Here is a 21,854-nt window from a genome sequence, read left to right as displayed (position 1 = left end):
GTGGTGGCATTGGAAAAACAAAAAAATAAAGGCCTCACACAAGGGAGGCCTTTATCCTGGTTTCGGGGCTTTCAACTCTGCGGCCTCATCCCTTGGGACAGGCTGAACATGAACAGCAGCAGGTCATTGTCCGGTTGGATCGCCTCGCTGGCCTTTGCCACCCGTGGCAAAGGACAATGTGTACCAGCATTCGAAACGCTGAGGACCTGCGAGCGTGGCTGTTCCCATACCGCCACCGCCATCGATGCAACTCCCAAGGCTCCTACTAAAAACAAACCTCTAGCAATTTCGAGTTTCATTGCCATAAACCTTTGATAGCGCTGCCAAACGCCGCCTCATAAAAATAGACGACTTTTTTCCAGTCAGCATCGCTGAACGACGAATGGCGCCGCAGTTGCCTCAGGTCATGGAAGGCCGCCTGCCGGGCGGTCAGGCGCTGGCGAGATTTTTCCAGATCCAGCAGGGCGACTTCAGCCTTCGCCGCTTCGCCCTCGCCTGTCACACGTACAAAGACATGCTTGATGTAGAGGCAGCCATGTTGCCAGCGGCCCTTGTGCATACGGGCCAGGTTCTCAGCCAGGCCCTGGAGGATCTGGTCATGCACCGCTTCGCCATGGCGCTCACGTCCGCCTCCGGCGTACCAGTGCATGATCTGCTCGAAACCTTCCAAGGCATGGGTCACCAGCAGCGCCCGCCACTTGCAGGCCGGGTCGCGCTGGGCGCCGCAAAAAATCAGCTCGGGCACACGGACATCCAGGCGGCTCAAGGCCAGCAACGCGTCCTGCTCTCGCAGCACGGTCGGACGACCGAGCGGGTACAACCAACTGCGATAAATATGGCCGATTTGACGCTTGGCATACAACAGCTCGCCATCGTTGCTGCTGATCCGCTGCACGCCGCTTTCACCACCACGCCGCACATTGGGTTCTTCCACCCACTCGCCTTGCTGGTTCCAGAAGTGTTCGAAGCTGCTGCGGGAAATGCCAGGTGTCTCTACGGCCTGCACAACCATGCTGTTACCCCTTGCGTAATACATAGACTCGCCACATGGCATAAAGCGGTAGGAAATCCAGCCGTTCCTGAATGCGAAACCCAGCCTGCCGAAACTCCTTCTCTGCTGTATCCGTCGGTAACACAAATCGATTCTGGTAGTCTTTCTGCCCACGGGTGCGTTCCAGGCGCTTGCGTTTCCAGGCCTTGAAATTGCCATCGACCCACAATGAAACGATCACGCTGTCACGGCTGACACGCTCGAATTCCTTCAGGATTGCCAATCGATGCGCGGGTTCACCGATGTGGTGCAGCAAGCGCATGCAAAAAATGCTATCGACGGCGTTATCAGGCAAGGCGATGTCGAACGCAGAAGTGTGCAAAGGTCGTACCCGTTTTACGACGTCGCTCGGTTGAGCGTCCAATGCGGTATTGAGCATGGCTTCGGAATTGTCCGCGCCGATGATGATCCGGTTCGGTTTTTCCGCCAACAAGGGCCAGAAACGCCCGGCACCGCACGGCAAGTCGAGGATGAGACCGGGGTCGCCGACAAGTGTCAAAGCGCGCCGGGCCAATTGCTGGTCTCGCTGATTGGAAAGACGACGACTCAAACCTGTGCGATGTTTATGAAAATATTCCCTGGCGTGCTGCTCGTTGTACTTTTCGGAAAAAGCCAACTTGATGGGCTTGGACATTGGCGGGGCCTCGATGACTGATCGGCCCCACCTTATGAATCGGGATGTCATGTCCTTGTGAAAATAAAGTCAGGTAAAGCTTCCAATGTTTACAAGACTTTTCAACACAGTCGCTTAGCCCTTTGGATTCAATTCCACTTCGAAATGGCAACCGTTGGGTTCCATCGTACTGAGACTGACTGTCCAGCCTCGGTTCTCGCAAATGCGCTGCACCAGGGATAACCCCAGCCCCAGGCCTTCGCCGCGCTTTTCGTTACCACGCACGAAAGGCTCGAACATCGCCTCGCGTTTTTCCTCGGGAATACCCACACCGCTGTCCTCGACCATGAATCCGGTGCTGGTCAGCGAAAGACGGATGAACCCCTGGTCGGTGTAGTGCAGGGCATTACGCAGCAGGTTGCCCATCACCGCCGTCAGGAACGTGGCGTTATACAGGGTGTCGACGGTTTGCCCGGGTTCGAAGATCAGCGTCAGGCCCTTGGATTCGATGGGCGCGCGCCATACGCCGAGGAGGTTCTCGGCCACCTGCCCCAGGGTCAGACGAGGCGACATGCCGTTGTCTTCGCGTTCGGACCTGGCGAGCATCAGGAAGGTTTGCACCAGTTCGCGCATCTCTTCGCTGGCCCGGCTGATGCGCTCGACCTGGGTACGACCGCGCGGGTCCAGCGCCGGGTTTTCCAGCAGCAGTTCACAGGACGTCGCCAAAACCATCAGCGGCGTACGCAATTCGTGGCTGACGTCGCTGGTAAACAAGCGCTCGCGGGTCAGGGCCTGGCGCAAGCGCCCCAGTGTGGCATCGAACGCCACGGCCAGCTCACCCACCTCATCGGCGGCATAATCCGGGGCCAGCGGCGGAGCGAGACCGAGGAGTTGGTCGCGATGGCGCACTTGCCGGGCCAGGCGAACCACTGGTGCCATCACCCGGCGTGCCAGGACCCACCCCAAAAATACCGCCAGCGCCAGGCTGAGCACAAAACCCACCAGGACCACGGCAAACAGCACCCGCTCGCGTTCCTCGAAATCGCTCTGGTCTTGCAGCAACACGTAGTGCCGACCATCCACGATCTCGACCATGGCGTGATAGGACAATTGCTCGCGAAACACTTCGTGGAAACCACGCTCCAGATGGCGCAGGTCCCTGGGTAATTCGAAGTCCCCTGGACCGCCGCTGAAATAGAACAGTTGGTCGGGTTCCGGCCGATGGTTCCAGTCCGAGACGCTGTCCATCAGCAACAGGCGTTGCAGGTCGCCACCCAGCCCGGCGGAAATCAGCTTTTCTTCGACCAAGTGAACCGTCGCCACGATGCCCATGGCGAACGCGCCGGCTACCAATGCGCTCATCAGCGCAAACGCTATGATGATCCGTGGGGCAAGGCTCTGCTTAAACTCCATCGCGGCCCTCGGCCAGGCGATAGCCGACGCCGTGCACGGTGTGCAGCAGCGGTTTTTCGAACGGTTTGTCGATCACTTGGCGCAGTTGATGGACGTGGCTGCGCAAGCTGTCGCTGTCTGGGCAATCGTCGCCCCACAACGCTTCTTCGAGGATTTCGCGGCGCAACACGTGGGGGCTTTTTTGCATAAGCACTGCCAAGAGTTTCAGGCCCACGGGGTTGAGCTTGAGTAGCTTGCCTTCGCGCGTCACTTCAAGGGTATCGAGGTCGTAGCTCAGGTCGCCGACCTGCAAGGCCCGCCGGCCACCACCCTGGGCGCGACGCATGACGGCTTCGATCCGCGCCGCCAGTTCCGACAAGGCGAACGGTTTGATCAGGTAGTCATCGGCGCCGGACTTGAAGCCCTGCAGGCGATCGTCCAACTGATCCCGGGCAGTGAGCATGATCCCCGGCGTATCGCGCCGGGCGTCCTCGCGCAGGCGCTTGCACAAGGTGTAGCCATCGATGCCCGGCAGCATGATGTCGAGCACGATCAGGTCGTAGTGTTCGGTCGCCGCCAGGTGCAACCCCGACAAACCGTCCTGGGCACAATCGACGGTGTAGCCCTTGAGCCCCAGGTAATCGGCCAGGTTGGCCAGGATGTCGCGGTTGTCTTCGACCAATAGAATTCGCATGGGCACCTCTGCGTGCACGGTTAACGGCTGGCTTGGCCCGCGCAGCTTACGGCCAAGCGTGGCTCACGGCTAGGGTTGTCACGCCTCCCTGTGGGAGCGAGCTTGCTCGCGATAGCGTCGGAACATCCAATATTGATGGGGCTGACCCACCGCTATCGCGAGCGAGCTCGCTCCCACAAAGATCAAGTGCACCCAAGAGCAAGACTGAGCGGTCATTGACGAGTTTTTCACCCAACCTTCACACCGCCCGAACGCAACACGGACCAGACTGCGCGACACGCTGAAAACGAAAACTCCCAAAGGTACTGCCATGGTTCCCACCGCCATTCGCCCCGCATCCAGGCCGTTGAATTTATGGGTCGCCCTGGGCCTGCCTGCCGTCGTCGCAGCCATCCTGGTGGTGCTGGAACTGACCACCCTGGACATGGACCTCGCCAAGTAGTTTTACGACCCGATGGCGGGTGGGTTTATCGGTCGGCACAGTTTTTTCCTCGAGGATATCCTGCACGATCGAGCCAAGGAGGTAGTGATCGCGTTCTCCCTGCTGGCGGTCCTGGGGTTCATCGGTACGTTTTTCATCACCCGGCTCAAACCCTTCAAGCGGGAACTGGGCTGCCTGGTGCTGTCCCTGGCACTGGCGACGTCCTTCGTCACGCCGATGAAAGCGGTGACGGCGGTGCAATGCCCCTGGAGCCTGAAAGAGTTCGGCGGCAAGGAGACCTACAGTGAGCTGCTCAGCCCACGCCCGGCCACGGACAAACCCGGTCGATGCTGGCCCGGCGGTCACGCCGCCCCCGGGTTCACGTTGTTTGCGCTGTTCTTCGTCCTGCGCGATCGCCGCCCGCGCCTGGCCCGCCAGGCCTTGGTGCTCACCTTCACCCTGGGCACGGTGTTCTCCCTGGGGCGGATGATGCAAGGGGCGCATTTCTTTTCCCACAACGTGTGGACGGCGGTGTTCTGTTGGTTGATTTGCCTGGGGTGTTACTACTACATCCTGTACCGACCGGCTGCCATGGCTGATCGCGTAGCGCTGAGCCAACCCGCCAACGCCTGAGCATCGAGTTACCCTGTGGGAGCGAGCTTGCTCGCGATGGCGGGGGGGGTCAGTCAATCAAGCATCGACTGATACTCCGCTATCGCGAGCAAGCTCGCTCCCACAGGGGAATGGGGTGTTGCTTCATGAATCCAAGGCAATAAAAAACCCCGCCGGCTTTCGCAGGCGGGGTTTTTCGCTACAGGGGTAAGGCTGGCTTACATCATGCCGCCCATGCCACCCATGCCGCCCATGTCTGGCATACCGCCGCCAGCTGGAGCGTCTTCCTTGATTTCAGCGATCATCGCCTCGGTGGTGATCATCAGGCTGGCAATCGACGAAGCCGCTTGCAGAGCCGAACGAGTCACTTTGGCTGGGTCCAGGATACCCATTTCGATCATGTCGCCGTATTCGCCGGTGGCAGCGTTGTAACCGTAGTTACCCGAACCCTGCTTGACCTTGTCGACCACAACGCTTGGCTCGTCGCCGGAGTTGGCAACGATCTGGCGCAGCGGGGCTTCTACAGCGCGACGCAGCAACTGGATGCCCACGTTCTGGTCGTCGTTGTCGCCTTTGAGCTCGGAGATAGCCTGCAGAGCGCGAACCAGTGCCACGCCACCGCCAGGTACCACGCCTTCTTCGACGGCTGCGCGGGTCGCGTGCAGGGCGTCTTCAACGCGGGCTTTCTTCTCTTTCATTTCAACTTCGGAACCGGCACCAACCTTGATGACCGCAACGCCGCCGGACAGCTTGGCCAGACGCTCTTGCAGTTTTTCACGGTCGTAGTCGGACGAAGTCTCGGCCACTTGGGCGCGGATCTGGGTCACGCGAGCCTGGATGTCAGCCTCGACGCCGGCACCGTCGATCACGGTGGTGTTTTCCTTGGACAGGATCACGCGCTTGGCGTTACCCAGGTGCTCCAGGGTGGTGCTTTCCAGGCTCAGGCCGATCTCTTCGGAGATAACGGTACCGCCGGTCAGTACGGCGATGTCCTGCAGCATGGCTTTGCGACGATCGCCGAAGCCTGGCGCCTTGACGGCTGCGACTTTAACGATACCGCGCATGTTGTTCACGACCAGGGTCGCCAGGGCTTCGCCTTCGACGTCTTCAGCCACGATCAGCAGTGGGCGGCCGGCTTTGGCAACGGCTTCCAGCACTGGCAGCATTTCGCGGATGTTGGAGATCTTCTTGTCCACCAGCAGGATCAGCGGGCCGTCGAGCTCGGCGGTCATGGTGTCCGGCTTGTTGACGAAGTACGGGGACAGGTAGCCACGGTCGAACTGCATGCCTTCTACGACCGACAGTTCGGTTTCCAGGCCCGAGCCTTCTTCAACGGTGATCACGCCTTCCTTGCCGACTTTTTCCATGGCTTCGGCAATGATGTCGCCGATGGAGTTGTCGGAGTTGGCGGAGATGGTGCCGACCTGAGCGATCGCCTTGGTGTCAGCGCATGGCTTGGACAGGGCTTTGAGCTCTTTGACAATGGCGATGGTCGCCTTGTCGATGCCGCGCTTGAGGTCCATCGGGTTCATGCCGGCAGCGACGGCTTTCAGGCCTTCGTTGACGATCGACTGAGCCAGTACGGTCGCGGTGGTGGTGCCGTCACCGGCGTCGTCGTTGGCACGGGAGGCAACGTCCTTGACCAGTTGCGCGCCCATGTTTTCGAAACGGTCTTTCAGTTCGATTTCTTTGGCTACGGAAACGCCGTCCTTGGTGATGGTCGGAGCGCCGAAGCTCTTCTCGATGATCACGTTACGGCCTTTCGGGCCCAGGGTCGCTTTTACTGCGTCAGCCAGGACGTTGACACCGGCGAGCATTTTCTTGCGGGCGGAATCGCCGAATTTAACTTCTTTAGCAGCCATGATCGATATTCCTTAAATACTTTGTAGTAACGGGAAAATGGGCGGGGGAATCAGCCTTCGAGAACAGCGAGGATTTCGTTCTCGCTCATTACCAGCAGGTCTTCGCCGTCGACTTTCACTGTGTTGCTGCCGGAGTAAGGGCCGAACACAACCTTGTCACCCACTTTCACGGCCAGCGCACGTACTTCACCGTTTTCCAGTGCCTTGCCTGGACCTACAGCGAGAACTTCACCGTGGTTGGCTTTTTCAGCAGCCGAACCTGGCAGGACGATACCGCCAGCGGTTTTCTTCTCTTCTTCGCTGCGACGGATGACGACGCGGTCATGCAGAGGACGAAGCTTCATTGTCGATCTCTCCTAATTTTTGGTTTTCATCGGCCGGTGTAGTCCCGGCGGGTTTAACAAAGCCGGCAGAGCCGGTTGCGGTTCGTCAGTCGAACCGCGGAAGTCTGTCCGGTGTCGCCACCGGAAACCTTGCGGTGACCGTTACATAAGGGCGTACAAGTGGATTACAAGGGCGCAAGCAGAAAATTTTTTACTTACGCAGCCAAAACGAACACGGCGCCCGAAGGCGCCGTGGAGAAAGTTTTACTTGGAATCCCGGTGTTCGAATTCGCCTTCGATCACGTTGGGCTCACGGCCCACGGGCTCGCGCGGAGCCGGCCCGCCGCGGGGCTGGAGGTCATCGGCGAAGGCCCGTTGGCGCATCGCCTGCTCCTCGGCGCGCTGACGCATCTTATTGGCCAGCAACCGACGGGTGAACGGCAACAGCATGACCAGGCCCAGCACGTCGCTGATGAAGCCTGGCAGGATCAACAGGCCCCCGCCCAGGGCCAGCATCAGGCCTTCGAGCATGGTCTGGGCGGGCAGCTCGCCACGGTTCAGGCTTTCACGGGCACGCAGCGCCGTGGCGAGACCGGCAATGCGCAGCACGAACACGCCGAGCATCGAGCCGAGAATGACCAGCAGCAGCGCCGGGAAAAACCCGATCGCACCGCTGACCTTGACGAATACGAACAGCTCCAACACCGGGAACAGCAGAAAGAGCAACAAAAAAGGGCGCATCAAAGGGTTCCTCTACGCAAGAATGCCTTGCTATGAAAACCTAAATGACGTCGACCTTTCGTGAATTCAAGCGTCGGCCTCGGCATTTTTTGGCCATTGCTCGGCGTGAGCCAGGTAAACCAAGGCTTCGCGTACTTGTGTCGGCGTGTTGCAAGGTGTTGGAAACGCCAGCCAGTGCAAGCCCTGCCCGATACGCAGGTGCATGCCTTCGCTGTCGATGCCCACCAGTTGCGCCGGTTCGCTTTTCGGCAGGCCGGCCAGCTCCACGTAATGGGCAATGGCCTTGGCGTGATCGGCGTTCATGTGCTCGATCATGCTGGCTTCGGCCTTGCCGGCGAAGGGATTGGCCAGGGTGAGAGAGTCGATCCAGTGAATGGCGCCGAAGCCGCCGATGTAGCGATGGCGCACCGGGTCGAGTACCCAGAAATCGAAATCGTGGGCCTTGTGGTAGTTCTGCGAGTCAGGGAAATAGCGGTAATAACGCTCGGCGGCCGCCTCGATGGCGGCACTGTCTTCAAGCTTCCGGGCCTCTGCCAGGTAAGTCAGGCGCCCGACGGCCTGCACATCCTCGGCACCGCGCTCGCCCACCAGCATCGAACACTTGGGGTCTTTTTGCAGGTTGTGCGTGTGCTGGGCAATGCGGCTGATCAGGATCAGCGGCCGGCCTTCTGCGTCCAGGCAATAGGGCACGACGGAGCCGAACGGAAAACCGGGCATGGATTTGGAATGCGTGGAGAGCATTCCACGGTATTCCTTGAGCAGCAGTTCCCGGGCATGCTTGGCAGCTTCAACGCTCAATTTATGACTCCTTTTATAAAATCCGTCTAGAAAACGGTCAGGCGACTGGAGTAATGTTCCGATACACCTAGGGGACGATTCTCGTGTGCAGTCGGGCTACACCGTCGCGAATCGAGAGGCTGCCCAGAGGGTCCCCTCCACCGCTGCCCCATCTGGACATGAGAATGCAACTCACTGACAAAGTAATCATTATCACCGGCGGTTGCCAGGGCTTGGGTCGCTCCATGGCAGAGTATTTCGCGGGTAAAGGCGCGAAGCTGGCCCTGGTGGACCTCAACCAGGAAAAACTCGACCAGGCGGTGGCCGCCTGCGCGGCCAAGGGCGTCGAGGCCCGTGCCTACCTGTGCAACGTCGCCAATGAAGATCAGGTGATCGACATGGTCGCCCGGGTGGCCGAGGACTTCGGCGCGATCCACGGCTTGATCAACAACGCCGGGATCCTGCGCGACGGCCTGCTGCTCAAGGTCAAGGACGGCGAAATGACCAAGATGAGCCTGGCCCAGTGGCAGGCGGTGATCGATGTCAACCTCACCGGTGTGTTCCTGTGCACCCGTGAAGTGGCGGCGAAAATGGTCGAGCTGAAGAACAGCGGCGCCATCATCAATATCTCGTCGATCTCCCGCGCCGGCAATGTCGGCCAGACCAACTACTCGGCTGCCAAGGCCGGTGTGGCCGCAGCGACCGTGACCTGGGCCAAGGAGCTGGCACGCTACGGCATCCGTGTGGCGGGCATTGCACCGGGTTTCATCGAAACCGAGATGACCCTGGGTATGAAGCCCGAAGCCTTGGAAAGAATGACCTCCGCGATCCCGCTCAAGCGCATGGGAAAACCCGAGGAAATTGCCCATTCGGCCGCCTATATCTTTGAGAACGACTACTACACCGGTCGGATCCTGGAGATGGATGGCGGGATGCGGATCTAAACCCACCGCATAACACAATGTGGGAGCGGGCTTGCTCGCGAATGCGCTGGATCAGTCAACTTATCCGTTGAATGACACACTGCATTCGCGAGCAAGCCCGCTCCCACAATGGATTGTATTACGGCCTATTCAATCGTCACTGACGGTGATATTCGGCATCGCCGGCGATGCCGCTTCCTGCAACACGATCCGCGCGCCCACGTGGCGGGCCAGTTCCTGATAGACCATGGCGATCTGGCTGTCCGGCTCGGCGATGACCGTCGGTTTGCCGCCGTCGGCCTGTTCACGGATCACCATCGACAGCGGCAGCGAAGCCAGCAATTCGACGCCGTACTGGGTCGCCAGTTTTTCCCCGCCACCTTCGCCGAACAGGTGCTCGGCATGGCCGCAGTTGGAGCAGATGTGCACGGCCATGTTCTCTACCACGCCCAGCACCGGGATGTTCACCTTGCGGAACATCTCCACGCCCTTGCGCGCGTCCAGCAGGGCCAGGTCCTGGGGGGTGGTGACGATCACCGCACCGGCCACCGGGACTTTCTGCGCCAGGGTCAGTTGGATATCGCCAGTGCCCGGCGGCATGTCGATCACCAGGTAATCCAGGTCGCCCCACGCGGTTTGCGTAACCAGTTGCAGCAAGGCACCGGACACCATCGGCCCGCGCCAGACCATCGGCGTGTTGTCGTCGGTCAGGAAGGCCATGGACATGACTTCCACGCCATGGGACTGCAGCGGCACGAACCACTTCTGATCCTTGACCTGGGGCCGGGTGCCCTCGGCGATCCCGAACATGATGCCCTGGCTCGGACCGTAGATGTCCGCGTCGAGAATCCCGACCTTCGCCCCTTCACGGGCCAGGGCCAGGGCCAGGTTGGCGGCGGTGGTGGACTTGCCCACGCCGCCCTTGCCCGAGGCCACGGCGATCACGTTCTTGACGTTCGCCAACCCCGGAACCTGGGCCTGGGCCTTGTGCGCAGCGATGACGCTGGGGACTTGGACGGTCGCGGCAGTCACGCCGTCCAGGCCTTCGATCGCCATTTGCAGCATCTGCGCCCAGCCGCTCTTGAACAGGTCGGCGGCGTAGCCGATTTCCAGCTGGACGCTGACGCGATCGCCCTGGATGTCGATGGCGCGCACGCATCCGGCGCTGACCGGGTCCTGGTTCAGGTAGGGGTCGGTGTACTGGCGAAGGACGGTTTCCACCGCTGCGCGGTTGACGGCGCTCATGGGCAACTCCGATAGCAAGACTTGAAAACAGGCCGCTATCCTACGCCGCGCGTGCTTTTGTGGCGACCCGATTACAGCAAGGCGAACACCTATTGTGGCGAGGGAGCTTGCTCCCGCGCGGCTGCGCAGCAGTCGCAATGGGGCAGACGTGGTTTGCCTGAATGCCTGCGGCTGACAGCTTTGGGGCGGCTTCGCCCGAAGCGTCGGCCCGACCCAGCGGGAGCAAGCTCCCTCGCCACACAACCAAGCAGCACGCCGAAACAGCCCCGAAGGGTGAAAAAAAGCCGCCGGCGCTTTATAGTGGCCGACCTCCGTTTCATCAAGTAGCCGAGCCCCATGTCCGAGCCACGCAAGATCCTCGTCACCAGCGCCCTGCCCTATGCCAATGGTTCGATTCACCTCGGCCATATGCTGGAATACATCCAGACCGATATGTGGACGCGCTTCCAGAAACATCGCGGCAACCAGTGCATCTATGTCTGCGCCGACGACGCCCACGGTTCGGCCATCATGCTGCGTGCGGAAAAGGAAGGCATCACCCCGGAACAGCTGATCGCCAACGTCCAGGCTGAACACAGCGCCGACTTTGCCGAGTTCCTGGTGGACTTCGACAACTTCCACTCCACTCACGCCGAAGAAAACCGTGAGCTGTCGAGTCAGATCTATCTGAAGCTGCGTGACGCCGGGCATATCGCCACCCGTTCTGTCACCCAATATTTCGACCCGGAAAAGAACATGTTCCTGGCCGACCGCTTCATCAAGGGCACCTGCCCGAAATGCGGCACCGAAGACCAGTACGGCGACAACTGCGAGAAGTGCGGCGCCACCTACGCACCGACCGACCTGAAAGACCCGAAGTCGGCGATTTCCGGCGCCACCCCGGTGCTCCGGGATTCCCAGCATTTCTTCTTCAAGCTGCCGGATTTCCAGGCGATGCTGCAAACCTGGACCCGCAGTGGCACGTTGCACGACGCGGTGGCCAACAAGCTCGCCGAATGGCTCGACTCCGGCCTGCAAGAGTGGGACATTTCCCGCGATGCACCGTACTTCGGCTTCGAAATCCCCGGCGAGCCTGGCAAGTATTTCTACGTGTGGCTGGATGCGCCCATCGGCTACATGGCGAGCTTCAAGAACCTGTGCGACCGCACGCCGGAGCTGGACTTCGACGCGTTCTGGGGCAAGGACTCCACCGCCGAGGTGTATCACTTCATCGGCAAGGACATCGTCAATTTCCATGCGCTGTTCTGGCCAGCAATGCTCGAAGGTGCCGGTTTCCGCAAGCCGACCGCCATCAATGTCCACGGCTACCTGACCGTCAACGGGCAGAAAATGTCCAAGTCCCGCGGTACCTTCATCAAGGCCCGGACCTACCTGGACCACTTGTCGCCGGAATACCTGCGCTACTACTACGCCGCCAAGCTCGGCCGTGGCGTCGATGACCTGGACCTGAACCTCGAAGACTTCGTGCAAAAGGTCAACTCCGACCTGGTGGGCAAGGTCGTCAACATTGCCAGCCGTTGCGCCGGCTTCATCCACAAGGGCAACGCCGGCGTCCTGGTCGCCGGCAACGCCGCGCCAGAACTGACCGACGCCTTCCTGGCGGCCGCGCCCAGCATCGCCGAAGCCTACGAGAGCCGCGATTTTGCCCGCGCCATGCGCGAAGTCATGGCCCTGGCCGACCGCGCCAACGCCTGGATCGCCGACAAGGCCCCATGGTCGCTGGCCAAGCAGGAAGGCAAGCAGGACGAAGTCCAGGCCATCTGCGCCCTGGGCATCAACCTGTTCCGCCAGTTGGTGATCTTCCTCAAGCCTGTGCTGCCGCTGCTGGCCGCCGATGCCGAAGCGTTCCTGAACGTTGCGCCGCTGACCTGGAACGACCACCAGACCCTGCTGAGCAACCATCAGTTGAACGAGTTCAAGCCGTTGATGACCCGTATCGATTCCGCCAAGGTCCAAGCCATGATCGACGCCTCCAAGGAAGACCTGGCGGCCCGCCAGACCGACACCGGCGCCCCTGCCGGCAACGGCGAACTGGCCAAGGACCCGCTGTCGCCGGAAATCGATTTCGATGCCTGCGCCGCCGTTGACCTGCGCGTGGCGCTGATCCTCAAGGCCGAAGCCGTCGAAGGGGCCGACAAGCTGTTGCGCCTGACCCTGGACATCGGCGACGAGCAACGCAACGTGTTCTCCGGCATCAAGAGCGCCTACCCGGACCCGGCCAAGCTTGAAGGTCGGTTGACGATGATGATCGCCAACCTCAAGCCGCGCAAAATGCGCTTCGGCATCTCCGAAGGCATGGTGATGGCGGCGGGCCCCGGCGGCGAGGAAATCTACCTGTTGAGCCCTGACAGCGGCGCCAAGCCGGGCCAGCGGATCAAGTAATACGACCCCCGCTGCACCGATCCCACAGTCGCCGCGCAGGTGGCTGTGGGATTTTCATATCTGGCCCACGCGCCCGGCGTGCCGGATAATGCCTAATCTTGTAACAGGCCCCTCGTCGCCAACACACCCATGACCGAAATCCTCCTCACGCTGTTTAGCGCTGCCCTGATCAACAACCTGGTGTTGCACTGGCCGCTGGGCGTCGATCCACTGCTGGCAGTCAACGGCAGAAAGCAGGTGCACGCCCTGGGCCTGGCGACGGCGTGCTTGATGCTGGTCGTCGGCACCCTGGGCTACCTGATTGATCATGGGCTTTTGACGCCGACAAACCTGGTGTCGCTGCGCCTGTTGGCGTGGCTGTCCTTGAGCATCTTGCTGATCGTCCCCTTGCTGCGCCTGCTGGCGCGCTGGCTGCCGACCCTGCCATTCGATGGGCTGTGGCCGCTGTTGCTGGGCAATGCCGGCGTACTGGGCGGGACGCTGCTCAACAGCCAGGATGACCGAGGCCTCGGCCACGCGATGGCCCTGAGCCTGGGTGCCGGGCTGGGGTTCTGGCTGGTGCTGGGCCTGTTCGACGATTTGCGCCAGCGCACCTCCAATAACGCTATTGCCCTGCCCTTTCGGGGCCTGCCGATTCAGTTGATCAGCGCCGGACTGATGGCGGTGGCCTTTCTCGGATTGCGCGGGCTGGTCAAAACATGAGCCTGATTCAACGTATCGATGCCCTGCTGCCGCAGACCCAATGCGGCAAGTGCGGCCACCCCGGCTGCAAGCCCTACGCCGAAGGCATCGCCCAAGGCGAGCCTATCAACAAATGCCCGCCCGGTGGGCGCGAAACCATCGCGGCCCTGGCCGAGCTGATGAAAATACCGGTGCTGGAACTGGACACCAGCCGCGGCGCGGCCCCGGCGCAAATCGCCTTTATCCGCGAAGCCGAATGCATCGGCTGTACCAAGTGCATCCAGGCCTGTCCGGTGGACGCGATTGTTGGCGCGGCCAAGCTGATGCACACCGTTCTCATCGATGAGTGCACCGGCTGCGACCTTTGCGTGGCGCCCTGCCCGGTCGATTGCATCGAGATGCACCCTCTGCCAATGGCGACCGTGCTGCCGATTGTCGGCGGCCTGGCCTTCAGTGCCGAAGAGCAGCAGGCGCGAACCGCCAAGCGTAACCACGCCCGACGTCGCTTCGAACAACGCAATGCGCGCCTGCGCCGCGAAGAAGAACAGCGCCAGGCGGAGCGCTTGGCCCGTACCCAAAGGGCGGCGCAAGCCAAGGAGCAGTCGCTTGACCCCGTACAAGCCGCATTGGAACGCGTACGCGCGCAAAAAACCGCCACCGCCGATTCCGCCTTGAAAAAAGCCAAGATCGACCTGGCCATGAGCCGGGCGCAATTGAACAAATCCTTGAAAGCGTTCGGCCATCCGCCGACCTTCGAGCAGCAGTCGCAACTGATCGTGCTGCAACGCCAGTTCGAAGCCGCCGAGCAGGCCCTGAGCCAACTGGAAAACGCCGCACCGGCGGCCACTGCGCCCTCGGCACCGGCGCAAAACGCCGAGCTGAAGCGGGCCAAGATCCAACTGGCGATGCGCCGCGCCGAACTCAGCAAAGCCCGCACGGCAGCGGCATCGGATGAACAGTTGCAGGCGCTGGAGCAAGCGGTGAAGGATGCCGAACGCCAGGTGGACGCCCATGCCGCTTCCTGAGCCGGTGGACGAGCGGCTGCGGCCAGCAATGACGCACGTGTTGCTGGCGACGCTGCCCGGCGTGCTGGCGTTGCTGTGGTTCCAAGGCTGGGGCGTGGCGCTCAACCTGCTGTTGTCCGGCCTCACCGCGCTGGCGGTCGAAGCGTTCGTGTTGCGTGTGCGGCAGCGACCGCTCAAACCCGAACTGAACGATGGCAGCGCGCTGGTCAGTGCCACGCTGCTGGCCCTGGCCTTGCCGGCGTATTGCCCCTGGTGGCTGACCGTCACGGCGGCCGCCTGCGCCTTGCTGTTCGGCAAGCACCTGTGGGGCGGCGTCGGCAGCAACCCGTTCAACGCGGCGATGCTCGGATACGCCTTGGGGCTGGTGGCGTTTCCCGCCCAGATGAGTCAATGGCCCGCGCCCCACGGCATGGGCCTGCTGGAAGGTTTGCAACAAGTGTTCGGCACTCATCCGGCGCCCGATGCCTGGGCCGGGGCGACCGCCTTGGACAGCCTGCGGACCAACACGAGCCAGACCATCGATGAGCTTTTCGGCACTGATCCGGCGTTCGGGCGTTTCGGTGGTCGAGGGGCCGAATGGGTCAACCTGGCCTTCCTGGCAGGCGGCCTGTTCCTGTTGCAGCAACGGGTGTTCAGTTGGCATGCGCCGGTGGGCCTGCTGGCGAGCCTGTTCATCATCAGCCTGTTGTGCTGGAACGGGTCGGGTTCCGATTCCCACGGTTCACCGCTGTTTCATCTGTTCAGCGGCGCGACCATGCTCGGCGCCTGTTTTATCGCGACCGAACCGGTCTCGGGGGCCAAGGCCCCGCTTGCCCGGCTGCTGTTTGGCGCGGGCATGGGACTGCTGATCTACCTGATCCGCACCTGGGGCGGCTATCCGGACGGCGTGGCTTTCGCCGTGTTGCTGATGAACCTCGGCGTGCCGGCACTGGACCGATTCGCCGAGGCGCGACAACGGCGACCGCTGATATGAAAAATCCCGGCGGCGTGGCAATCCTGATCCTGTTGATCGGCCTCTGTAGCGGTGCCACTTACCTCACGCTCCTCAGCACGGCCGGGCGCAGCGAGGCCCAGCGACAGACGCTGGCGAACAAGGCCTTGCTCGACGTGCTGCCCACTGACCGCTATGACAATCAGCCGTTGGCGCGCCCCGTTTTCACAACCGCGGTAACCTTGGCCCATAGCACGCTGCTGGGCGGTTACCTGGCGACCCGCAACGGCCAGCCCAGCGCCGTGCTGCTGCGTAGCCAGGCGCTGGGTTATGAAGGCAGCATCGAATTGCTGGTCGCCATCGATCCACAAGGCCGGTTGCTGGGGGTCAAGACCCTGCGCCAAGCCGAGACGCCCGGGTTGGGCGCGGCGATTGCCGGCTGGCCGAACGCCTGGTTGCAGACCTTCACCGGCAAATCACGCCAGGCGCCTGATGACAGCGGCTGGGCCTTGAAAAAGGACCAGGGTCAGTTCGATCAATTGGCCGGCGCAACGGTGACGTCCCGGGCGGTGCTCCAGGCGGTTCATGACGCGTTGCGTTATTTCGACGAGCACAAGGCCCGGTTAATGGGAGTGTCTGCGAATGAATAAGCCGTGGGGCCTGACACGCGGTCTGCTGCTCGTCCCGTTGGTTGGCGCCAGCCATTCATTGGTCGACGCACTGGCGCTATGGCTGGCCTGGGCGCTGATTCTCTCCTGCCAAGGCTTGGCAATGGGGCTTGTCCGGCAGCGCCTGACGTCCGGGCAAAGGCTGCTCGCAGCGATTGTGCTGGCCACCACCCTGACCACCTGTACAGGCTTGGTCATTCAGGCCTGGGCGCTGGAACTGTATCAACCGCTGATGTACATGGGCTGGATCGCCCTGAGCTGCGTGGCGCTGGAGCATGGGGGGTTCTTCGGTGAGGCTCGCCTGCGTGTGCGCCGGCGGCGGGTTGGGGGGGGCGGTCTCTTGATGCTCAGCCTGGGCGCCATCCGTGAACTGATCGGCAGCGGCCTGCCCCTGGCCTTGCTCGCTCCTGGCGGGTTCATTCTGCTCGGGCTGCTGCTGGCGGCCCGACAGGCCTGGACGGCCGCCAAACCCCCTTCAACCCTCGAGGAAACGCCGCGCCCATGAACGCCGCAAAACGCCTGGAAATATTCCGTCGCTTTCACGAAGACAACCCGGAGCCGAAAACCGATCTGGCCTATTCCTCTCCGTTCGAGTTGCTGATCGCGGTCATCTTGTCGGCGCAGTCCACCGACGTCGGCGTCAACAAGGCCACCGCCAAACTGTTCCCGGTCGCCAATACCCCAGAGGCGATCCATGCCCTGGGCGTCGAAGGGTTGTCCGAGTACATCAAGACCATCGGCCTGTTCAACAGCAAGGCTAAAAACGTGATCGAAACCTGCCGCCTGCTGATCGAGCGCCACGGCAGTGAAATCCCCCAGACCCGTGAAGCGCTGGAGGCCCTTCCGGGCGTCGGTCGCAAAACCGCCAACGTCGTGCTCAATACCGCATTTCGGCAATTGACCATGGCCGTCGACACCCACATTTTCCGCGTCAGCAACCGTACCGGGCTGGCCCCCGGCAAAAACGTGGTGGATGTGGAGAAGAAGCTGATGAAATTTGTCCCCAAGGAATACCTGCTGGACTCCCATCACTGGCTCATCCTCCACGGACGCTACGTCTGCCTGGCCCGCAAGCCCCGCTGCGGCAGTTGCCGGATCGAAGATTTATGCGAATACAAGCACAAGACGTCGGACGATTGAGGCGCTATTGCTTTTCTCGATCCATCGATTGAAAAAATCTTTTTTACCCGCTCGTGGTTTATCGATATAAGGAGCGCCAATGGCAGTCTTAGCCTGGAGTCGAACCCATGAGTGCTGGCAAAGAACAACTGGATGTAGAAGACGAATTCACCGCCGTTGAAGCCGACGACGTCGAACCTGTGGCCGTGCCGGAAGTGGCAAAAACCAACCTGAGCAAGCGTCGCACCATCGATAACCTGTTGGAAGAGCGCCGTTTACAGAAGCAACTGGCCGAATACGACTTTGATCTCTGACACGTAAAAGCCTCCCTGATGGAGGCTTTTTACTGAGTACGCGTGACCTGAAGCCTCACACCAACCCATTGCGCTGCGCCAGTTCGATCAGGTCGACCAGCGAACGGGCATTGAGTTTCAATAACAGGCGAGTCTTGTAAGTACTGACGGTCTTGTTGCTCAAGAACATTCCATCGGCGATTTCCTTGTTGGTCTTGCCGCGCGCCAGTTGCTGCAAGACCATCATTTCCCGCCCCGATAACCGATCAACCATATCGGACTCACTGGCATTACCCAGGCTCGATCGCACCGTGTGCAGTGCCTGGTTGGGGAAGTAACTATAACCTGACAGCACTGCCTTTATTGCACTTAATAACTCAGTAAGGTCCTGTTGCTTGCAGACATACCCGGCCGCCCCCGTTTGCATGCAGCGCATCGAAAAATGTCCAGGCGCCTGGGAAGTCAGCACCAACACTTTCATTGATGAAGGAATGGCCGCCAAACGGGCAATAACCTCCAGCCCGTCCAGCTTCGGAATGCCGATATCAAGAATGACGATGTCGGGCATAAGTTCACGAGCAAGTTGTAGCGCATCGACGCCGTTGTCGGTTTCGGCAACGACCTCATATCCATGACGCTCCATCAGCAAACGTACAGCAAGACGAATGACGGGATGATCATCCACGATCAGCACTTTATTCATGGGCAAATCCAACTTCGCTGTTCGAATTTTTAGAGCACGCACAATAGCCTAGTCATTTCTACCTTGGCATGCTGCCCCCCCTGACCGCTCGCACCGAGAGACAGAACCTACAAGCTATACAGAAAATTCCTACAAATCCTGGCAGGAAAAATGTGTCCTGAATTTTTTTCAGAGAAAGATCGACCTCACCAAGACTCCGGCCCCCCCCACGAATAATGCGCTCTTTCACCGCCATGCCCGCCACGGACCGACCGCCTGAAAGCTCTTTATTCATAAAGAGTAACTGAATTGTTTGCTGTTAAAACTGCCGCGCCTCACTTCAGCAACAGGAATTCATATATAAAAGACGCTCAGGCACGTGATATTAAATACCAGCACCCCTGACTGTTATCGTGACACCTTATTATCACAAAACACTTTTTTCACTTTACTCACCGAGCATGAATATTCCATGAGCATTAACCATGAACAAACCTTTGAAAACCATCACCAACCCCATGACCCTTATCGCCATATTCGCAACTTTATCCGAAACTTCCGCGGCGATTTCGCTGCCGTTCCTGGATGATCAGGATCGCGAGTATTACCTCTGGTTCCTGATCAGCTTCCCGTTTTATCTATTGTTGCTTTTTTTCATCACGCTCAACTTCAATTACCGCTCCTTGTATTCACCTTCGGATTTTCGCAAGAGCAAACACTTTATAAAGACCATGGATGACACGACCGGTCGGCGTAAACGAATGCTGCGCCAGACGGGCAAGGAGCAACTGCTGCTGATAGGCCTGCATCGAAACAGCCGTGAATCGCCGGACACCCTGTGTACCTTATGCAGCCAATCCCAGCGCTTGATCGAGACCTGTCGATCGGAGCATTTAAGGCACGCCGGCCTCATCGTGTACGTCATCTACAACCAGACAGATCTTGCAGCCCACGGGCAGGATAAATGAGCCATCGGGTACGAACCTGTGGCATGCACAAAAAAAGAGGACAAAAAAAACGGCCTGCTCAAGGCAGGCCGTTTTTTGGATAACCAAGGTCAGAACAGCTTGCGACCCTTGTTCGCTGCGATGCGCATGCGCAATGCGTTGAGCTTGATGAAGCCGGCTGCGTCGGCCTGGTTGTAGGCACCACCGTCCTCTTCGAAGGTCGCGATGTTGGCATCGAACAGCGAGTCGTCGGACTTGCGCCCGGTCACGATCACGTTGCCCTTGTACAGCTTCAGGCGTACCACGCCGTTCACGTTGGTCTGGGAAGCGTCGATCATCTGTTGCAGCATCAGGCGCTCAGGGCTCCACCAGTAGCCGGTGTAGATCAGGCTGGCGTACTTGGGCATCAACTCATCCTTGAGGTGGGCCACTTCGCGGTCCAGGGTGATCGATTCGATCGCCCGGTGGGCGCGCAGCATGATGGTGCCGCCCGGGGTTTCGTAGCAGCCGCGGGACTTCATGCCGACATAACGGTTCTCGACGATGTCCAGGCGACCGATGCCGTGTTCGCCGCCGATGCGGTTCAGGGTCGCCAGCACGGTGGCCGGGCTCATTTCCACGCCGTCCAGTGCGACGATATCGCCGTTGCGATAGGTCAGTTCCAGGTACTGCGGAGTATCGGGGGCCTTCTCCGGGGAGACGGTCCAACGCCACATGTCTTCTTCGTGCTCGGTCCAGGTGTCTTCCAGCACGCCGCCTTCATAGGAGATGTGCAGCAGGTTGGCGTCCATCGAGTACGGAGACTTTTTCTTACCGTGGCGCTCGATCGGGATCGCGTGCTTCTCGGCGTAGTCCATCAGTTTTTCGCGAGACAGCAGGTCCCATTCACGCCACGGTGCAATGACTTTCACGCCCGGCTTGAGGGCATAGGCGCCCAGTTCGAAACGCACCTGGTCGTTGCCTTTGCCGGTGGCGCCGTGGGAAATGGCGTCGGCGCCGGTTTCGTTGGCGATTTCGATCAGGCGCTTGGCGATCAACGGACGGGCGATGGACGTACCCAGCAGGTACTCGCCTTCGTAAACGGTGTTGGCGCGGAACATCGGGAACACGAAGTCGCGGACGAACTCTTCGCGCAGGTCATCGATGTAGATCTCTTTGACGCCCATGGCCTGGGCCTTGGCGCGTGCAGGCTCGACTTCTTCGCCCTGCCCCAGGTCAGCGGTGAAGGTCACCACTTCGCAGTTATATGTGTCCTGCAGCCACTTGAGGATCACCGAAGTGTCCAGGCCGCCGGAATACGCCAGAACGACCTTGTTTACGTCCGCCATGCCATCACTCCACGGGTTGTACGGAAAGCCGGGAAGTCTAACGTCCAGCGCGGATAATTTACAGAGGCGCGACAGCTGATGACGACGAAGCGACAGATTATGTCGACTGCGCGACGATCCGCGCGGGATCAGGAAGTGCGCGCAGTCGTCGCGGCAGGCGCAGCCGACTTGGCCGGGACAACCGGCGTCGGCGTCTTGCCCGGCGCAGCAGCGGGTGCCACGGCAGGCGATGCAGGCGTTGCCGCTGGTGTTGCCGGTTGTGGCGCCGGAGCCTGGGTGGCTGCCACCCGCTCCAGTGTTACGACGACACGACGGTTCTTGGCCCGATTGGCGGCATTGGTATTGGCGACCAGCGGATAACGCTCGCCGTGGAAGCGCACGGTGAACTGCGATTCCTGGAAGCCGTTGGCCTTGAAGAAGTCCTGAACCGCCAGGGCCCGACGGCGCGAAAGCTCACGGTTGGTCAGGCGGTTGCCACTGTTGTCGGAATGGCCATCAAGCTCGACATGATTGACGCTCGGGTCGGCCTTGATGAAGTCGAGCATGACCTGCAACTGAGCCTTGGCCCGAGCGTCCAGCTCAACCCCCTCGCCGGGGAAACCAATCTGGGTTTGCTTGATCTGTTCGAAGTTCTTCGGCAACAGTTTCGCCACGCAGCCCTGGTAATCGTTGAACGCCTTGTTGAAGCGCACGGGCAGCAGCCGGACTTCGGAAACGCGCCCATCCTCGGTGTTGCGTCGAACCACGGGGCTGCGACCTTCCATCAATCCGCTGATCAGCCGGCCTGCCTGCACCTGGGAACTGTCGAACAGCACATCGCCACTGCCGATCCTGACCGAGCCCAGGTTGATATCGCCCCGTCCTGGCTGCCAGGGCGCCGCGGCCGCGAGCAACGTTGCGGAGCCACCACCGAGCATCGGGTTATAAGCCTTGAGGCGGAACGTGGCCTGCTCCCCCGCCTTGCGCACGAATTCGCCGCTGCCAAAATCGGTGATCGGCTGGCTCAGCCGGCACTCGAACTTGTCGCCTTCGACCGTCCACTCGATGCTCTCCAGACGGGTCTGGAAAGTGAGCGCCATGGCGGGAAGGCTGGCAAACACACTGAGCAAGGCTAGATAACGCTGGCGCACGGGAGGCTCCACTG

The 21,854-nt window shown here is 60.6% G+C and carries 23 protein-coding genes and 1 pseudogene; 11 read left to right on the top strand and 13 right to left on the bottom strand.

All coding sequences use genetic code 11. The annotated features are described in order from the left end of the window. Nucleotides 1-71: 71 nt before the first annotated feature. The 5 genes from HGO40_RS16745 to colR form a co-directional block, all read right to left on the bottom strand. On the bottom strand, nucleotides 72-299 hold the full coding sequence (locus HGO40_RS16745; RefSeq protein WP_186706304.1) for a hypothetical protein: 228 nt from the start codon (nucleotides 297-299) through the stop codon (nucleotides 72-74). Next, nucleotides 296-1,012, bottom strand: a complete 717-nt coding sequence (locus tag HGO40_RS16740; RefSeq protein WP_250963912.1) for a lipopolysaccharide kinase InaA family protein — start codon at nucleotides 1,010-1,012, stop codon at nucleotides 296-298. The genes HGO40_RS16745 and HGO40_RS16740 overlap by 4 nt, the downstream gene beginning before the upstream one ends. A 4-nt stretch (nucleotides 1,013-1,016) precedes the next feature. Further along, entirely contained in the window at nucleotides 1,017-1,685 is a 669-nt protein-coding gene (locus tag HGO40_RS16735) for a class I SAM-dependent methyltransferase (RefSeq protein WP_250963911.1), read from the bottom strand. 114 nt (nucleotides 1,686-1,799) lie between these two features. Then, nucleotides 1,800-3,077 (bottom strand): sensor histidine kinase, encoded by a 1,278-nt coding sequence (locus tag HGO40_RS16730; RefSeq protein ID WP_250963910.1) that lies wholly within the window; start codon nucleotides 3,075-3,077, stop codon nucleotides 1,800-1,802. Then, nucleotides 3,067-3,750 (bottom strand): two-component system response regulator ColR, encoded by a 684-nt coding sequence (gene colR, locus HGO40_RS16725; RefSeq protein WP_250963909.1) that lies wholly within the window; start codon nucleotides 3,748-3,750, stop codon nucleotides 3,067-3,069. The genes HGO40_RS16730 and colR overlap by 11 nt, the downstream gene beginning before the upstream one ends. Before the next feature lie 310 nt (nucleotides 3,751-4,060). On the opposite strand from colR, the pseudogene HGO40_RS16720 reads away from it, so the two are divergent. Further along, a pseudogene (locus HGO40_RS16720) lies at nucleotides 4,061-4,804 on the top strand (phosphatase PAP2 family protein). Nucleotides 4,805-5,001: 197 nt separating this feature from the next. On the opposite strand, the gene groL reads toward HGO40_RS16720, so the two are convergent. The 4 genes from groL to HGO40_RS16700 form a co-directional block, all read right to left on the bottom strand. Further along, the gene (gene groL, locus HGO40_RS16715; protein WP_250963908.1) at nucleotides 5,002-6,645 is read right to left on the bottom strand and encodes a chaperonin GroEL; all 1,644 of its coding nucleotides are present in this window, start codon (nucleotides 6,643-6,645) and stop codon (nucleotides 5,002-5,004) included. Nucleotides 6,646-6,695: 50 nt separating this feature from the next. Beyond that, nucleotides 6,696-6,989 carry a co-chaperone GroES gene (locus tag HGO40_RS16710; RefSeq protein WP_003204913.1) on the bottom strand — a complete coding sequence of 98 codons (294 nt, stop codon included), beginning with the start codon at nucleotides 6,987-6,989 and terminating at the stop codon, nucleotides 6,696-6,698. Nucleotides 6,990-7,232: 243 nt separating this feature from the next. After that, nucleotides 7,233-7,709: an FxsA family protein gene (locus HGO40_RS16705; protein ID WP_014339863.1), complete on the bottom strand. Its 477-nt coding sequence runs from the start codon at nucleotides 7,707-7,709 to the stop codon at nucleotides 7,233-7,235. Between the two features lie 66 nt (nucleotides 7,710-7,775). Beyond that, a complete protein-coding gene (locus tag HGO40_RS16700; protein WP_250963907.1) occupies nucleotides 7,776-8,507 on the bottom strand; it encodes a HugZ family pyridoxamine 5'-phosphate oxidase in 732 nt (243 codons plus the stop codon). Nucleotides 8,508-8,671: 164 nt separating this feature from the next. Here HGO40_RS16700 and HGO40_RS16695 point away from each other — a divergent pair, with 164 nt between their 5' ends. Next, nucleotides 8,672-9,430 carry an SDR family oxidoreductase gene (locus HGO40_RS16695; protein ID WP_186706310.1) on the top strand — a complete coding sequence of 253 codons (759 nt, stop codon included), beginning with the start codon at nucleotides 8,672-8,674 and terminating at the stop codon, nucleotides 9,428-9,430. Between the two features lie 129 nt (nucleotides 9,431-9,559). On the opposite strand, the gene apbC is transcribed toward HGO40_RS16695, so the two are convergent. After that, a complete protein-coding gene (gene apbC / locus HGO40_RS16690) occupies nucleotides 9,560-10,654 on the bottom strand; it encodes an iron-sulfur cluster carrier protein ApbC (protein ID WP_250963906.1) in 1,095 nt (364 codons plus the stop codon). A 336-nt stretch (nucleotides 10,655-10,990) separates the two neighbouring features. Here apbC and metG point away from each other — a divergent pair, with 336 nt between their 5' ends. From metG to HGO40_RS16650, 8 genes are all read left to right on the top strand, one after another. Next, entirely contained in the window at nucleotides 10,991-13,036 is a 2,046-nt protein-coding gene (gene metG / locus HGO40_RS16685; protein ID WP_250963905.1) for a methionine--tRNA ligase, read from the top strand. Between the two features lie 129 nt (nucleotides 13,037-13,165). After that, entirely contained in the window at nucleotides 13,166-13,738 is a 573-nt protein-coding gene (locus HGO40_RS16680; RefSeq protein ID WP_250963904.1) for an Rnf-Nqr domain containing protein, read from the top strand. After that, on the top strand, nucleotides 13,735-14,742 hold the full coding sequence (gene rsxB, locus HGO40_RS16675) for an electron transport complex subunit RsxB (protein ID WP_250963903.1): 1,008 nt from the start codon (nucleotides 13,735-13,737) through the stop codon (nucleotides 14,740-14,742). Before HGO40_RS16680 ends, rsxB begins: the two co-directional genes overlap by 4 nt. After that, entirely contained in the window at nucleotides 14,729-15,715 is a 987-nt protein-coding gene (locus tag HGO40_RS16670; RefSeq protein ID WP_250963902.1) for an RnfABCDGE type electron transport complex subunit D, read from the top strand. Before rsxB ends, HGO40_RS16670 begins: the two co-directional genes overlap by 14 nt. Continuing rightward, entirely contained in the window at nucleotides 15,712-16,323 is a 612-nt protein-coding gene (locus HGO40_RS16665; RefSeq protein WP_250963901.1) for an RnfABCDGE type electron transport complex subunit G, read from the top strand. The genes HGO40_RS16670 and HGO40_RS16665 overlap by 4 nt, the downstream gene beginning before the upstream one ends. After that, a complete protein-coding gene (locus HGO40_RS16660; protein ID WP_250963900.1) occupies nucleotides 16,316-16,846 on the top strand; it encodes an Rnf-Nqr domain containing protein in 531 nt (176 codons plus the stop codon). Before HGO40_RS16665 ends, HGO40_RS16660 begins: the two co-directional genes overlap by 8 nt. Beyond that, on the top strand, nucleotides 16,843-17,481 hold the full coding sequence (gene nth / locus HGO40_RS16655; RefSeq protein ID WP_250963899.1) for an endonuclease III: 639 nt from the start codon (nucleotides 16,843-16,845) through the stop codon (nucleotides 17,479-17,481). Before HGO40_RS16660 ends, nth begins: the two co-directional genes overlap by 4 nt. 107 nt (nucleotides 17,482-17,588) lie before the next feature. After that, nucleotides 17,589-17,774: a PA3496 family putative envelope integrity protein gene (locus HGO40_RS16650; protein WP_207964904.1), complete on the top strand. Its 186-nt coding sequence runs from the start codon at nucleotides 17,589-17,591 to the stop codon at nucleotides 17,772-17,774. 55 nt (nucleotides 17,775-17,829) lie between these two features. Here the strand turns inward: HGO40_RS16650 and HGO40_RS16645 are convergent, their stop codons facing one another. Next, on the bottom strand, nucleotides 17,830-18,456 hold the full coding sequence (locus HGO40_RS16645; RefSeq protein ID WP_109753848.1) for a response regulator transcription factor: 627 nt from the start codon (nucleotides 18,454-18,456) through the stop codon (nucleotides 17,830-17,832). 464 nt (nucleotides 18,457-18,920) lie between these two features. On the opposite strand from HGO40_RS16645, the gene HGO40_RS30875 reads away from it, so the two are divergent. Continuing rightward, nucleotides 18,921-19,403, top strand: coding sequence for a hypothetical protein (locus HGO40_RS30875; RefSeq protein WP_502943310.1), 483 nt, complete (start codon nucleotides 18,921-18,923; stop codon nucleotides 19,401-19,403). A gap of 89 nt (nucleotides 19,404-19,492) precedes the next feature. Here HGO40_RS30875 and HGO40_RS16635 read toward each other — a convergent pair whose 3' ends face one another. Both HGO40_RS16635 and HGO40_RS16630 read right to left on the bottom strand, forming a co-directional pair. Continuing rightward, on the bottom strand, nucleotides 19,493-20,710 hold the full coding sequence (locus HGO40_RS16635; RefSeq protein WP_053124536.1) for an argininosuccinate synthase: 1,218 nt from the start codon (nucleotides 20,708-20,710) through the stop codon (nucleotides 19,493-19,495). A 128-nt stretch (nucleotides 20,711-20,838) separates the two neighbouring features. Next, nucleotides 20,839-21,840, bottom strand: coding sequence for a flagellar protein MotY (locus tag HGO40_RS16630; protein ID WP_250963898.1), 1,002 nt, complete (start codon nucleotides 21,838-21,840; stop codon nucleotides 20,839-20,841). Nucleotides 21,841-21,854 lie beyond the last annotated feature (14 nt).

It is taken from the genome of Pseudomonas sp. CG7 (assembly GCF_023701885.1).
GTDB classification, from domain to species: Bacteria; Pseudomonadota; Gammaproteobacteria; order Pseudomonadales; family Pseudomonadaceae; genus Aquipseudomonas; species Aquipseudomonas zanjanensis.
Note: the sequence above shows the minus strand (reverse complement) of the source record. Positions and strands in the feature narration are given on the sequence as shown.

What these genes read in the sequence shown, in the direction of transcription:
- HGO40_RS16745 (WP_186706304.1), bottom strand. Translation starts at nt 299, where the DNA reads ATGAAACTCGAAATTGCTAGAGGTTTGTTTTTAGTAGGAGCCTTGGGA.
- HGO40_RS16740 (WP_250963912.1), bottom strand. Translation starts at nt 1,012, where the DNA reads ATGGTTGTGCAGGCCGTAGAGACACCTGGCATTTCCCGCAGCAGCTTC.
- HGO40_RS16735 (WP_250963911.1), bottom strand. Translation starts at nt 1,685, where the DNA reads ATGTCCAAGCCCATCAAGTTGGCTTTTTCCGAAAAGTACAACGAGCAG.
- HGO40_RS16730 (WP_250963910.1), bottom strand. Translation starts at nt 3,077, where the DNA reads ATGGAGTTTAAGCAGAGCCTTGCCCCACGGATCATCATAGCGTTTGCG.
- colR (WP_250963909.1), bottom strand. Translation starts at nt 3,750, where the DNA reads ATGCGAATTCTATTGGTCGAAGACAACCGCGACATCCTGGCCAACCTG.
- groL (WP_250963908.1), bottom strand. Translation starts at nt 6,645, where the DNA reads ATGGCTGCTAAAGAAGTTAAATTCGGCGATTCCGCCCGCAAGAAAATG.
- HGO40_RS16710 (WP_003204913.1), bottom strand. Translation starts at nt 6,989, where the DNA reads ATGAAGCTTCGTCCTCTGCATGACCGCGTCGTCATCCGTCGCAGCGAA.
- HGO40_RS16705 (WP_014339863.1), bottom strand. Translation starts at nt 7,709, where the DNA reads ATGCGCCCTTTTTTGTTGCTCTTTCTGCTGTTCCCGGTGTTGGAGCTG.
- HGO40_RS16695 (WP_186706310.1), top strand. Translation starts at nt 8,672, where the DNA reads ATGCAACTCACTGACAAAGTAATCATTATCACCGGCGGTTGCCAGGGC.
- apbC (WP_250963906.1), bottom strand. Translation starts at nt 10,654, where the DNA reads ATGAGCGCCGTCAACCGCGCAGCGGTGGAAACCGTCCTTCGCCAGTAC.
- metG (WP_250963905.1), top strand. Translation starts at nt 10,991, where the DNA reads ATGTCCGAGCCACGCAAGATCCTCGTCACCAGCGCCCTGCCCTATGCC.
- HGO40_RS16680 (WP_250963904.1), top strand. Translation starts at nt 13,166, where the DNA reads ATGACCGAAATCCTCCTCACGCTGTTTAGCGCTGCCCTGATCAACAAC.
- rsxB (WP_250963903.1), top strand. Translation starts at nt 13,735, where the DNA reads ATGAGCCTGATTCAACGTATCGATGCCCTGCTGCCGCAGACCCAATGC.
- HGO40_RS16670 (WP_250963902.1), top strand. Translation starts at nt 14,729, where the DNA reads ATGCCGCTTCCTGAGCCGGTGGACGAGCGGCTGCGGCCAGCAATGACG.
- HGO40_RS16665 (WP_250963901.1), top strand. Translation starts at nt 15,712, where the DNA reads ATGAAAAATCCCGGCGGCGTGGCAATCCTGATCCTGTTGATCGGCCTC.
- HGO40_RS16660 (WP_250963900.1), top strand. Translation starts at nt 16,316, where the DNA reads ATGAATAAGCCGTGGGGCCTGACACGCGGTCTGCTGCTCGTCCCGTTG.
- nth (WP_250963899.1), top strand. Translation starts at nt 16,843, where the DNA reads ATGAACGCCGCAAAACGCCTGGAAATATTCCGTCGCTTTCACGAAGAC.
- HGO40_RS16650 (WP_207964904.1), top strand. Translation starts at nt 17,589, where the DNA reads ATGAGTGCTGGCAAAGAACAACTGGATGTAGAAGACGAATTCACCGCC.
- HGO40_RS16645 (WP_109753848.1), bottom strand. Translation starts at nt 18,456, where the DNA reads ATGAATAAAGTGCTGATCGTGGATGATCATCCCGTCATTCGTCTTGCT.
- HGO40_RS30875 (WP_502943310.1), top strand. Translation starts at nt 18,921, where the DNA reads ATGAACAAACCTTTGAAAACCATCACCAACCCCATGACCCTTATCGCC.
- HGO40_RS16635 (WP_053124536.1), bottom strand. Translation starts at nt 20,710, where the DNA reads ATGGCGGACGTAAACAAGGTCGTTCTGGCGTATTCCGGCGGCCTGGAC.